Origin of the sequence: Herbaspirillum sp. DW155, from assembly GCF_037076565.1 — a bacterium.
In the GTDB taxonomy this organism is placed as follows: domain Bacteria; phylum Pseudomonadota; class Gammaproteobacteria; order Burkholderiales; family Burkholderiaceae_D; genus Herbaspirillum.
Window position 1 is genome coordinate 2,979,722 of record NZ_AP029028.1, and the last position, 12,135, is coordinate 2,991,856.

The window sequence follows — 12,135 nt, forward strand, 5'->3', positions numbered from 1 at the left end:
TAAATCCTGACATCTTGTTGTCCGGATACAGTTCAGGCATACAATGGCGCCCTGCCCAAGCAGCGCCAACAGCTGCGGCATCGCAAAACACTGGAGATCCCCATGCGCATCCTGCTGGTCGAAGACACCGCCGACGTGGCCGAGGCCATCGTTTCCCATCTCACCCGCACCGGCCATACCGTGGAATGGGAAAACCACGGCGGCCAGGCCGCGCGCCGCCTGGACGAAGCCTTCGACCTGCTGATCCTGGATGTGATGCTGCCGCAAACCGACGGCTTCGCCTTGCTGGAACAACTCCGTGCGCGCGGCCGGCATACGCCTGTCCTGATGCTGACCGCCTGCGGCGAGATCGAGGAAAGAGTGCGTGCGCTGGACCTGGGCGCGGACGATTACCTGGTCAAGCCCTTCGACTTCCGCGAGCTGGAAGCGCGCATCCGCGTGCTGCTGCGCCGTAGCGGCGGCGAACCGACCAACCTGCTGCAATGCGCCAACCTGTGCATCGACCGCAAGAGCCGCAGCGCCACGCTGGATGGCCAGCCCATCGAACTGACGCGGCGCGAGGTGACGCTGCTGGAAATCATCGCCGCGCGGCCCGGACGCATCTTCAACAAGGATGAGTTGATGGACCGCCTCTTCACGGTCGACGACACGCCCAACGCCAATACGGTCGAGCAATACGTGGCGCGCCTGCGCAAGAAGCTGGCCGGCGCCGCCTTCGAGATCCGCACCCTGCGCGGGCTGGGCTACCAGCTGGTGCTGCACGCACCGGCAGCCGGCGACGTGGCTGCCTCCAGCCCTGCCGGCGCACTGCACTGATGCTGGGCCGTTCGCCGCACATCGTCGTCGGGCGCTCGCTCTATACGCGGCTGGTGGTGCGCGTGGGCGCGGTGCTGCTGGTCAGTGCCGCCGCGCTGCTGATCGCCATCTGGATTTCCACCCAACTGGCCGCGCGCCAGGCCTATGACCGCATCCTGGCCGGCAGCGCCTTGCAGATCGCCGAGAACACCTGGTACGACCATGGCGAGGTCAACGTTGATGTGCCGCTGGCGGCGCTGTCCATGCTGGGCACGGGCGATCATGCGATTTATGTGGTGTTCGATCCGCGCGGGCGGGTGATTGCGGGCGATGGCGAATTCCGGCCGGAGATTCCCTGGGATGCGCTCGAGCAAGGGCCGCTGCTGCGCGACGGCGACTATCTCGGCACGCCGGTACGCATGGCCATCATCGGCCGCCGCATGCCGGTCGACGGTCCCCATCCCTGGGCCGTGATCGTGCTGGCCCAGACCAACAATGCCCGCATGTCCTTCGCACAGAGCCTGGGCAGCAAGGCCCTGATCGTGATCGTGGCCATGAGCGTTCTCACGATTTTGGCAGCGATGTTCACCCTGTACCAGGCGCTGGCGCCGCTCAAGCGCATCGAGGCGGCCATCCGCGAACGGGACCTGAACGACCTTTCACCGCTGTCGTTAACCGTGCCCGCCGAGACCCATGCGCTGGTCTCGGCCATCAATGCCTTCATGGAGCGGCTGGAGGTACATCGCGCCACCATGCGCCGTGTCATCGGCGATGCCGCGCATCAGCTGCGCACGCCCGTCACCGCCCTGGTGGCCCAGATGGAACTGCTGGCCAGCGAGACCAGCGAAGACAAACGCCAGCGCCACCTGGCGCTGCTGCGCGAACGCACGCGCAACCTGGGGGCGCTGGTCAACCAGCTCATCAACCATGCGATGGTCCAGCATCGCAATGACAGCCGCTTGCAGCAGCGCATCGAGCTGGGCGAACTGGTGCGCTCGCAGATGACCGAAGTGCTCTCCAACCGCGCCCGCACTCCGCACGATCTGGCGCTGGACGTACCACCCCTGCCCTGCCTGATCCGGGGCGATGCCATCGCGCTGGGCGAGGCCATCAAGAACATCCTCGACAATGCCCTGCAATACGGCGCGCCGGGCCTGTTGCACGTGCGGCTGGACAGCGATGGCAAGCGCCACCGGCTCAGCTTCATCGATGACGGCCCGGGGATCGCGGCCGAGGATTGGGAACGATTGCGCAAGCCCTTCGCCCCACGTGGAGAGAACCGCATGGGCGCCAGCCTGGGGCTGTCCATCGTGGAAGAGGTGATGCGCGCGCATGCCGGGGAGATGCGCTTTGCCTATCTGCCCGACGGAAATTTTTCGGTCATGCTGGACTTTCCGGCCTGGCAGGAAGCGGCCTGATCGTCCGCATCAGCGCCCTACTTCCATTCGAGGATCGCATTGCGGCGATCCAGCCAATGCACCTTCACGCTGCCCGGCGCCACCTTGCGTGCGGCACAGGCGCTGGCCGCGAGGCTGAAAGGCGCGTCGTAGTAGCGGCCGCTGGCCGAAGAGCGCAGCGCCGTCTGCGGCGCATTGCGGGCGATCCAGTCGGCCGCGTTGGTGCGCAGGAAGATCATGCAGGCGCTGCCGCTGGTCTCGGCCACCTGGCAGGTGCAGCTGTTGCCGGAGGTGGTGATGGGCTCGCTCAGGGGCGGGTTGCGGTTCAGCGCATCCGGCACCGGGACCGGCACGGGGACAGGGACGGCCTGCTGCGGACCATAGTGCCCACCCAGGTCGCGCGTGGTGACCTGGGCGGTGGCCGGCAGGATCAGGGTGCTCAACAGCAGCGGCAACAGGCGGATTGATTTCATGGTCGCGCTCTCCCGGTGGTTCAGGCCCGCGTGCGCAGGCGATACAGGCTGGTGGTTTCCTTGCTGCGCGCCGCATGCAGAGGATCATCTCGATCGATGGCCTTGCCGTGGCGCGGTTTGATATCGTGCCGCGCCACCACTTCCAACCCGGCCTGGGCGATGGCCTCGGCCAGCATGGCAGCCGGACGCAAACCCAGGTGCTCGGCGAAATCGGACATGATGAGCCAGCCTTCGCCCTGCGGCGTCAGGTGGTCGGCCAGGCCCTTGAGATAGCCCAGCAGCATGCGGCTGTCAGGATCGTAGACCGCGTGCTCGATGGGCGAACTCGGGCGCGCCGGCAGCCAGGGCGGATTGCAGACGATCAGCGGCGCGCGGCCCGGCGGGAACAGGTCCGCCTGTTGCAACTCGACCTTGGCCAACACGCCCAGCCCTTGCAGGTTCTCGCGCGCGCACGCCAGGGCGCGCGGGTCCATGTCGGTGGCGACGATCTTGCGTACACCGCGCTGGGCCAGCACTGCGGACAGCACGCCAGTGCCCACGCCGATATCGAAGGCCAGCTCGGTGGAGGGCAACGGCACTTGCGCCACCAGGTCCACATATTCGCCCCGCACGGGAGAGAAAACGCCGTACCAAGGATGGATGCGCCCCCCCAGCGCGCCGATCTCGACGCCCTTCTTGCGCCATTCATGCGCGCCGATCAAGCCTTGCAGCTCGCGCAGCGAGACCGCGAAGGCCTCGCCTGCCAGCGTCGCATCGTAAGCTTCGCGGCAGGCGGCCTGCACCTGCGGCGCGCGCCGCAACGGCACCACGAAGCCGGGATCGACGGGGATGAGCAGCATGCCCAGGATGCGTGCGCGCTGGGCCTGCATCTGGCGATGATGATGAAAAGCTTGCGCCGGGTTGTCGGCCCCGGCCGGCTTGGTCTTGGCCTGGGCGCGTTCGCGGGCGCGGTCGACCCGGCGGCCCAGGGCCTGCAGCAGTTGCCGCGCATTCTGGAAGTCGCCGCGCCAGAGCAGGCCCGTTCCCTCGCAGGCCAGCTTGTAGGCGCTATCGGCGGGCAACTGGTCATCGGCCTCGACGACGCGCTTGGGCGGCGGGTTGCCGGCCTCGGAGTGCCAGCGCAGCCGCTGCGGGCTGGTACCGGAGGACCAGGTGATGAAAGGAGAAGTGTCGTCGTGTGAGGTCATGAATCGGGGTCAGCAGGGTCGGCGCAGGAAGCGCCGCGCAAAAAACAGCCGCCAGTGTAACAAAGGAACAAAGCGGGCCCGCCGCGCAGTGGTGCCGGAACTTCCCCTGCCCTATCGCACCAAACAGCAGAACTTGATGCCGGGCAAACCCCGGCGTATTTTTTTGCCGGCCCGTTGGCGATACGCCTATGATGGAGCCGGTCAATCAACGAAGGAGAATCCATGAGCGAGCCCATGCAAACCCCGGCTTTCGATCACCAGCGCCTGTTGGAGATGGTCGGCCAGTTCGAGGCGGAATTGCAGAAACTGCCGGCCGGCAGTACCGAGGCCGACCAGCTGCGCGAGGACATCGCCCGCCTGCGGCAACACCTGAGCGAACCGCAGCCGCATGCCGGCCATGTCGGCGACACCTGGCAATCCCTGCGCCGCGCCGCCGAGAGCCTGGAAAACCAGGTCTTGAAGGATAGCCCGTACATCACCGAGATGGGACGGATCATCGGGCTGATCTGAACTGAGCGCGAAATCGGGCGGACCTCACGCCCAACAAAAACCGCCTGCCGCACACATGCGGCAGGCGGTTTCGTTTGTCCGGTTCAGATCAACCGGCCTGTCCTTGCGACCGAAAAGTCTGCTTTGGCAGCGTTTCCGTTGCAATCCGCAATGGCACAGCTCAATGCGCCGGCAACGGAATCCATTCGGTCTCGCCCGGGATATCCGGGAAGACCTGCTTGTCCCGCTCATTCCAGGCTTGCTTGGCAGCTTCGATCTTGTCGCGCGAGGTCGAGACGAAATTCCACCAGACGAAGCGCGGACCATCCAGCGGCGCCCCGCCCAGGATCATGAAGACCGTCTCCCCCACCGCCTTCAGGGCCACTGCGGTACCCGGCGCCAGAATGGCCAGCGTGCCCGGCTCCATGCGTTCACCGTCCAGTGTCACCTCGCCGCGCACCACGTAGACCGCACGTTCCTGCACCTCGGCGGCAATCTCCAGTTCAGCCCCCTCGGTCGTACTGCCGGCCACATACAGCGTCGGGCTGGCAGTAGCGACGGGCGAGGTCACGCCGAAGGCGGACCCGGCCAGCACGTGCAGTCTGGCACCGCCGACCCGGGCTTCAGGCATGTCGTCCGAGGCGTAGTGGCGGAACAGCGGGTCGCCATCCTCCTGATCAGCCGGCAGCGCCACCCACATCTGCAGTCCGTGCACCGGTACCTTCTGCGCGCGGATGTCGTCAGGAATGCGCTCGGAGTGGACGATGCCGCGTCCGGCCGCCATCCAGTTGACCGCGCCCGGCGTGATGCGCTGGACCACACCCAGGCTGTCACGGTGCATCATGGCGCCGGAAAACAGGTAAGTGACCGTGGCCAGCCCGATGTGCGGATGCGGGCGCACGTCGCCCTCAGTGGTGCCGGCATCGAATTCCACCGGCCCCATATGATCGAAAAAGACGAAGGGCCCGACCGTGCGTGCAGCCGCCGCCGGTAGCAGGCGCCGGACCGGGAAACCGATGTCGCGCGTGAGGCCGTGGATCTGGTGAAGAATATTGCTCATATTGCTCTCCTGTGGCGGCGGGCACTTTACTGCGCCCACCTGCCTGGGTTCGGATGGAAGGATGGCTCAGGGATGCTTCAGAAGCGGCCGGCGCGGAAATCGTCGATGGCCGCTTCCACCTGTTCGCGGGTATTCATCACGAACGGGCCCCACTGCGCGATCGGCTCATTCAAGGGCTTGCCGGCGATCAGCAGGAAGCGGCTGGCCTGCTCGGCGCGCACCATCACACCAGCAGCACCGGGCACGTTGGACAGCACGGCCATACGACCGGCGTCGGCGGTGCGGGTCTCGCTGGCTTGCGCGCCCACGGCCAGCTTGCCTTCATAGATGTAGAGAAAGGCATTGTGCGTGGCCGGAACCGGCAGCTCCAGCGTGACGCCGGCTTCCAGCTTCACATCCAGGTACAGCGGCTCGGTGGTTTCCCGGCGGATCGCGCCGTCCACGCCAAAGGCGCTGCCTGCCAGCACGCGCACCTTCACACCCGGCTGCGGTTCGGTTTCGGGAATGCCGGCCGAGGGGATGTCCTGGTAGCCGGGATCGGTCATCTTGTCCTTGCCCGCGAGGTTCACCCACAGCTGGAAACCGCTCATGAGCCCATTTTCCTGTTCGGGCAACTCCGAATGCACCAGGCCACGGCCGGCCGTCATCCACTGCATGCCGCCCGGCTCCAGCAAGCCTTCGTTACCGGCGTTGTCGCGGTGGCGCATGCGGCCGGCCAGCATGTAGGTAACGGTTTCAAAGCCGCGATGCGGATGGTCGGGGAAGCCGGCCAGGTAATCGCTGGGCTCATCGGAGTGGAAGGCGTCCAGCATCAGGAACGGGTCCAGGCGGCGTTGCAGGTCGTGGGTCAAGACGCGGGTGAGGCTCACGCCGGCCCCATCCTGGGTGGGGATGCCATTGACCAGGCGTTCGATCTGACGGGTATAGGGGGTGCTCATGTTCTTTCTCCTTGGAAAGGCCCGCACTTCGCAGGTGCGGGCCGGTCATTCAATGCGCACGGACGGTAGCGCGAACTTGCGCTTGCGCCCGGATCAGCGGCGTTCTTCCGGCTGGGCTTGCGGATCGATGGAGGACACCAGCAGCAGTGCGCCAATCAGGGCCACGTTCTTGAGGAAGTGGATGAGCTGGCCCTGGGCGGCAGCCCCTTCCAGGGTCCAGAACTGGTGTGCCGACAGGGTGGCGCCGACGGTAAAGAGCGCGATCACCAGCGACACCGGCCGCAGGCCGCGTCCGCTCATCAGCAGCAGGCCGCCGCCGACTTCGACCAGGATGGTGACCAGCACCGCCAGCGTCGGGACCGGCAGGCCCAGACTGGTGAAGTAGCCGACCGTACCGGCAAAGCCGACGATCTTGAAGATGCCCGAAATGACGAACAGGGAAGCCAGCAGAACGCGGCCGATACGGAAAGTGGTGAAGTTGGTAATCATGATAAGCCTCTCTATGTGGGGTGAACGACGTTGTTTGAGTTGTGATGCCGTGTTGCCTTCAATCTTGTATTGCCTGGCGCCAATGCGAAGCCTTCCTTGCCTCTTGCTCTGCCCGGTGATGCATTCGCTGCAGCCAGTGACGACAGAATAGGCAAAATCAGCCCTCACAAAAACTGATCATCTTTTTATAATCATGATCTAAATTTTAGATATAGTTGTCATTCCACCGGATATAGAGGGCCGCATGAACATTGAACGTCTGTCGCTGGATCAGTTGCGGGTCTTCGTGCAGGTCGCCGACAGCGGCAGTTTTTTGGCCGCCGCCCGCAAGCTGTCGCGAGCCCAGTCGGCGGTCAGCTATGCCATCGCCACGCTGGAAGACCAGCTCGGCGTGCTGCTGTTCGACCGCAGCGGCTACCGGCCCCAGCTCACCGCTCCGGGGGTGGCGCTGCTGGCCGATGCGCGGCAGGTGCTCGATCACGTCGATTCGCTGCAGGTGCGGGCCAATTCCTATGCGCGTGGGCAGGAACTGGAGGTGTCGCTGGCCGTGGACGTATTTTTCCCCACCGATTGCCTGGTGGATCTGTTGCAGCGCTTTCGTCAGGCCTTCCCGGCGGTGACCGTGAGGCTGGAGGTGGAAGCCCTGGGCGCGGTGGCCGAGCGCGTCATCGATGGGCGCTCCATGCTGGGCATCCTGGGTACGCTGCCGACCACGCCGCCCAATCTGCTGCGCATTACGCTACCCAGCGTGCAACTGGTGGCCGTGGTCGCACCGGATCATCCCCTGGCCAGGATCAAGGGACGCATTTCCGAAAAGCTCTTGCAGCAGCAAACCCAACTGGTGCTTTCCGACCGCAGTGAACTGACGGCACGCCAGGACTTCTCGGTGCACTCGCGCCTGACGTGGCGCATGAGCGACCTCGGCACCAAGCACGCCCTGCTGCGAGCGGGCATGGGCTGGGGCAACATGCCATTGCACGTAGTCAAGGATGATCTCGATGCCGGACGACTGGTGAGCATCAGTACCATCCACCATCCACCGCAGGGAGCCGAACTGCCGATCCAGTGCGTCTACAAGCCCGACCACCCCGCCGGGCCGGCGCTGTCGTGGTGGCTGGACTCGCTGTCAGCGCTGACGGCGCTGGCGCCAGGGAACGGCGCACGAGACACAAAACAAGTTTAAGCCGATAATGACAACTTATAAGATTAAGGCGATAAATACAAAAAACAAGATTTTTCTTATATTGTGATTTTATCGTTCTTGCCCTATATTGCTCGTTGAGCGGCGTGACGTCTGCGACCACCCCGAACGGTAGATCACGGCCAGCTTCTGCCGCATCCTTGTCTGCTTGTCTTGATGGAGCCTTCATGGCCAACGACTTTCCCATCAGCCTCTCCACCCAGTTGCGTGAGCATCTGCGCGCCCTGCGCAAGCAACAGCGCATGACCCAGGCCCAGCTGGGCGAGCGCGTCGGCGTGAGCCAGGCCCGCATTGCCGAGATCGAGGCCAATCCGGGCGCGGTCAGCGTGGAGCAGATGATGTTGCTGCTTTCCACCCTGGGCGCGAGCCTGAGACTGCACGTCCACACCAGCGATCAACCTGCACACGCAGCCGCAGAACCGGGTGCGCCCGCCTATATCCCGGCCAGAAAACAGGGCTCCTGGTAATGCAGCTCAATGCCTGGATGAATGGCGAACTGGTCGGCACCTGGAGCGTGGACCGCCAGATGCACCGCTTCCGCTATGCGCCGCAGTGGGCGCGTTCGGCGCACTTCCGGCCGCTCTCGCTGTCCTTGCCGCTGACGGCTTCGGGCGAGCTGCGTGGCGACACGGTGCGCCATTACTTCGACAATCTGCTGCCCGACAATGCCGACATCCGCGAACGGCTGCGCCAGCGCTATCGGCTGCCCTCCACCGGGGTATTCGACCTGCTGCAGGCGCTCGGCCGCGACTGCGTGGGTGCGCTGCAACTGCTGCCGCCCGATCAGGAGCCGCAAGGCTGGCGCAGCATCGCCTGCGAGCGTCTGGATGAGGCGGCCATCGAGCAGTTGCTGTATGCCCTGCCCTTGTCCTCGCCGCCGGCCAGCGCCCAGGAAGATGCGCTGCGCATTTCAATTGCCGGTGCGCAGGAAAAGACTGCACTGACCTGGTATCGCGGCAAATGGTGCCGTCCGCTGGGTGCCACCCCGACCACCCACATCATCAAGCTGCCACTGGGCTTGATCGGTGGCGTCATGCAGCGGGTCGATGCAGGGGATTCGGTCTACAACGAATGGCTGTGCTCGCGCATCCTGGCCGCCATGGGATTGCCGGTGGCACCGGCGCGGGTGGAACATTTCGGGCGTCATACCGTGCTGGCGGTGGAGCGCTTCGACCGCATCAGGATGAAAGACGGCTGGATCGCCCGCCTGCCGCAGGAAGATTTCTGCCAGGCCTTTGGCCTGCCACCGACCCTGAAATATGAAAGCCAGGGCGGGCCGGGCCTGGCGCAATGCCTGGGCCTGCTCAATGCCAGCAGCCAGGCGGGCGACAAGACCTACTTCCTGCTGGCGCAACTGGCCTTCTTCCTGCTGGCCGCCACCGATGGCCACGCCAAGAATTTCTCGCTGCACCTGCATGCGGGTGGCCGCTATGAAATGACGCCGCTCTATGACGTGCTGTCGATGTGGCCCTACTTCGGCAAAGGCCCCAATCAGTTCCGCGCGCGCCAGGCCGGTCCGGCCATGATGCTGCGCGGGCGCAATCCACATCGGCATTTCCATACCATCGAAGCGCGTCACTGGCGGCAACTGGCCCTGCAACAAGGCGGCGAACCGGTGTGGCAGGCCATGCTCGCGCTGGTGCACGGTGCAGGCGATGCCCTGGATGTGGCCGAAGCCGAATTGCCGGCGGACTTCCCCGCCCGCACCTGGGAGCGCATCAGCCAGGGCGTGCGCAGCCACCAGGAGCGCTTCCTGCGGGGTGCAGTGCAGTAGGCATTAGGACGCTGCGAAACGCTCGCGGTACTGGCCGGGACTCACTCCCAGCTGACGCAGGAACACCCGGCGCAGGTTCTGTTCCTCCCCATAGCCGGACTGGCTGGCGATACGCTTGAGCGGCAAGCGGGTCTCTTCCAGCGCACGCCGCGCTGCTTCCAGCCGCATCAGCTCGACCGTGCGCGCCGGCGTACGGCCGGTCTCGGCCACGTACAGCCGCGCGAAGGTGCGCGGACTCATGTTGGCCTGGCGGGCCAGATTCTCCACCCGCAAGTCCGCCCCCAGATTGGCGGCGATCCATGCGTGCAACTCGACGAAGCGCCCGGCCCCGGCCGTCTGCGAGGCCAGCGGATGACTGAACTGGGACTGTCCTCCCGGCCGCTTGATGAACATGACCAGCTGACGCGCCGTCGCAATGGCAGCCACGTGCCCCAGGTCCTGCTCCACCAGCGCCAGAGTCAGATCGATGCCGGCCGTGACACCGGCCGAGGTCCATATCCGCCCCTGGCGGATGTAGATCGGCTCGCCATCCACCTCCAGCGCGGGATAGCGCCGCTGCAACTGCTCGACCGAGCCCCAGTGCGTGGTCACCCGCAAGCCATCCAGCACCCCGGCCTCAGCCAGGTGGAAGGCGCCGGTGCAGACCGAACAGACGCGCTGGGCCAGGGGTGCGGCCCGGCGTATCCACGCTACCAGGGCGGTATCGATGCAGAAGGTCTCGCCCAGGCTGCCACCGGGCGAGATCAGCGTATGCAGGCCATCGGCGGCCAGCAACGCCTCCAGCTCGGACAGGGCCTGCGTCAACACCGGCAAGCCCGCGCTGGTGAGCACCGCCCCGCCCTGCGCAGACGCCACGTGCAGGCGATAGACCTCACGCTCCTGCAGGCGGTTGGTGGTGGCCAGCGCCTGCAGCGGTCCGGACAGGTCCAGCAGGTTCATGCCGGCATAGGCGAGCAGGACCACATTGCGCGGCGCCTGCGGGGAGGGAGTGGGAGTCATGTCGGGCGGCACTGAAATCATGGTCCGATCTTAGCGCAGCCCGGCTGCCAGCGCCGTACGGCCGGCGCGCCGGGCCCACATCCAGCGCAGCGTCACCAACGCCGACAGCAGCAGTACCGGCAGGATGGCTGCATTGAGCGTGGCCCAACCGAAGCGCGCCAGCAAGGGACCGGCGCCCAGCGTGGCCAGGGCGGTCGCGGCGTAGCGCATCAGCTCGGCCAGGCCTTGGGTCTTGGCGCGTTCGGCGGGCGTGTAAGACTGCGCCAGCAGCGTAGTGCCGCCGACGAACATGAAATTCCAGCCCACACCCAGCAGCAGCAAGGCCACGTAGAAGGCGGGCAAGGTCGTCGATTGCATGGCGATGAGGGCGCAGCCAAGATTCATCCCCAGCCCGGCCAGCAGGACAGGGCCCAGGCCGATGCGCTGGATCAGGCGCCCGGCAAAGAACGAAGGCGCATACATGCCCACCAGATGCCACTGGATGATGGCCGCGCCATCGTCGATACCGTGATGGCAGGCCACGGCGGCCAGGGGTGCAGCCGTCATGATGAACATCATCACCATGGAGCCGGCGACATTGTTGGCCACCGAGGCCATGAACACCGGCGTACGCGCAATGACTGTCAAGGGCCGGGCCGGTGCGGGCTCGGCCTGGGACGGTGCCGCGGCCGCAGGCTCGCGCTGATCCCGATAGAACAAGACCAGCACCAGTACCGACAGCAAGCCCATGCCCGCCACCACCAGATAGGCCCCCGCAAACAGCGCCGTGGGAAACCAGTCCTTGCTCCAGGCCGCCAGCGCCGGACCGACCAGGGCCGCGATGACACCCCCGGCGAGGACGGTGGAAATGGCGCGGCTCTTGGCCGGCTCGTCCACCGCGTCGGCCGCGGCCAGCCGGTAATACTGGGCAAAGGCCTGGAACACCCCTACCAGCGCGGTGCCGACACAAAAGCTCCAGAAATGGGCATGCCAGACCGACCACACCGAGATCAGCCCGCCCACGCAGCAACTGGCCGCCCCCAGGACAAAGGACCAGCGCCGGCCCAGGCGCTGGATCAGGAAGGCGGCAAACCATGTCACCACGGCACCGGCCACCGTGATCAGGGCAAACGGCAAGGTCGCCAGCGCCTTGTCCGGGGCCAGTTGCCAGCCGGTCAGGGCAGTCAAGGTCAGGTCGATCGAGATGGCGCAGGTAAACAGGCCCTGGCACAGGGCCAGGATGGCGGCATTGCGGCTACCGCCATCACGATGGAAGGACAAGGAGGGGCGCATGGATTTGCTCCGGAAGGTCAATGATGGAAAAATTGTCGAATTCCCACCCGCTTGGCGTCAA

Annotated in this window: 13 protein-coding genes; 6 read left to right on the plus strand and 7 right to left on the minus strand. The window is 65.6% G+C overall.

From position 1 onward, the window contains the following. Positions 1–102: 102 nt before the first annotated feature. Together AACH55_RS13625 and AACH55_RS13630 are read left to right on the plus strand one after the other, a co-directional pair. Positions 103–816 (plus strand): response regulator transcription factor, encoded by a 714-nt coding sequence (locus AACH55_RS13625; RefSeq protein ID WP_338715079.1) that lies wholly within the window; start codon positions 103–105, stop codon positions 814–816. Beyond that, positions 816–2,213: a sensor histidine kinase N-terminal domain-containing protein gene (locus AACH55_RS13630; protein WP_338715081.1), complete on the plus strand. Its 1,398-nt coding sequence runs from the start codon at positions 816–818 to the stop codon at positions 2,211–2,213. Before AACH55_RS13625 ends, AACH55_RS13630 begins: the two co-directional genes overlap by 1 nt. Positions 2,214–2,230: 17 nt before the next feature. Here AACH55_RS13630 and AACH55_RS13635 read toward each other — a convergent pair whose 3' ends face one another. Both AACH55_RS13635 and AACH55_RS13640 read right to left on the minus strand, forming a co-directional pair. Then, positions 2,231–2,665: a hypothetical protein gene (locus tag AACH55_RS13635; protein ID WP_338715082.1), complete on the minus strand. Its 435-nt coding sequence runs from the start codon at positions 2,663–2,665 to the stop codon at positions 2,231–2,233. 20 nt (positions 2,666–2,685) lie between these two features. Next, positions 2,686–3,852: a class I SAM-dependent methyltransferase gene (locus AACH55_RS13640; RefSeq protein WP_338715084.1), complete on the minus strand. Its 1,167-nt coding sequence runs from the start codon at positions 3,850–3,852 to the stop codon at positions 2,686–2,688. A 222-nt stretch (positions 3,853–4,074) separates the two neighbouring features. Between AACH55_RS13640 and AACH55_RS13645 the strand changes: the two genes are divergently transcribed. Then, a complete protein-coding gene (locus tag AACH55_RS13645; protein ID WP_338715085.1) occupies positions 4,075–4,362 on the plus strand; it encodes a hypothetical protein in 288 nt (95 codons plus the stop codon). 160 nt (positions 4,363–4,522) lie between these two features. Here the strand turns inward: AACH55_RS13645 and AACH55_RS13650 are convergent, their stop codons facing one another. From AACH55_RS13650 to AACH55_RS13660, 3 genes are all read right to left on the minus strand, one after another. Then, positions 4,523–5,401, minus strand: coding sequence for a pirin family protein (locus AACH55_RS13650; RefSeq protein WP_338715086.1), 879 nt, complete (start codon positions 5,399–5,401; stop codon positions 4,523–4,525). 77 nt (positions 5,402–5,478) lie between these two features. Further along, a complete protein-coding gene (locus AACH55_RS13655; RefSeq protein ID WP_338715087.1) occupies positions 5,479–6,339 on the minus strand; it encodes a pirin family protein in 861 nt (286 codons plus the stop codon). Between the two features lie 93 nt (positions 6,340–6,432). Continuing rightward, positions 6,433–6,828, minus strand: a complete 396-nt coding sequence (locus tag AACH55_RS13660) for a DoxX family protein (RefSeq protein WP_338715089.1) — start codon at positions 6,826–6,828, stop codon at positions 6,433–6,435. A gap of 244 nt (positions 6,829–7,072) precedes the next feature. Between AACH55_RS13660 and AACH55_RS13665 the strand changes: the two genes are divergently transcribed. The 3 genes from AACH55_RS13665 to AACH55_RS13675 all read left to right on the plus strand — a co-directional run bounded on the left by AACH55_RS13665 (position 7,073) and on the right by AACH55_RS13675 (position 9,803). Beyond that, positions 7,073–8,011, plus strand: coding sequence for a LysR family transcriptional regulator (locus AACH55_RS13665; protein ID WP_338715090.1), 939 nt, complete (start codon positions 7,073–7,075; stop codon positions 8,009–8,011). Between the two features lie 185 nt (positions 8,012–8,196). After that, positions 8,197–8,496: a helix-turn-helix transcriptional regulator gene (locus AACH55_RS13670; RefSeq protein WP_338715092.1), complete on the plus strand. Its 300-nt coding sequence runs from the start codon at positions 8,197–8,199 to the stop codon at positions 8,494–8,496. After that, positions 8,496–9,803 (plus strand): HipA domain-containing protein, encoded by a 1,308-nt coding sequence (locus tag AACH55_RS13675; RefSeq protein ID WP_338715093.1) that lies wholly within the window; start codon positions 8,496–8,498, stop codon positions 9,801–9,803. The genes AACH55_RS13670 and AACH55_RS13675 overlap by 1 nt, the downstream gene beginning before the upstream one ends. A 3-nt stretch (positions 9,804–9,806) precedes the next feature. Here the strand turns inward: AACH55_RS13675 and AACH55_RS13680 are convergent, their stop codons facing one another. Both AACH55_RS13680 and AACH55_RS13685 read right to left on the minus strand, forming a co-directional pair. Beyond that, on the minus strand, positions 9,807–10,802 hold the full coding sequence (locus AACH55_RS13680; protein ID WP_338715094.1) for a GlxA family transcriptional regulator: 996 nt from the start codon (positions 10,800–10,802) through the stop codon (positions 9,807–9,809). Between the two features lie 30 nt (positions 10,803–10,832). Beyond that, complete coding sequence (locus AACH55_RS13685) at positions 10,833–12,074, minus strand: MFS transporter (protein WP_338715095.1); 1,242 nt, start codon at positions 12,072–12,074, stop codon at positions 10,833–10,835. Positions 12,075–12,135: the final 61 nt, after the last annotated feature.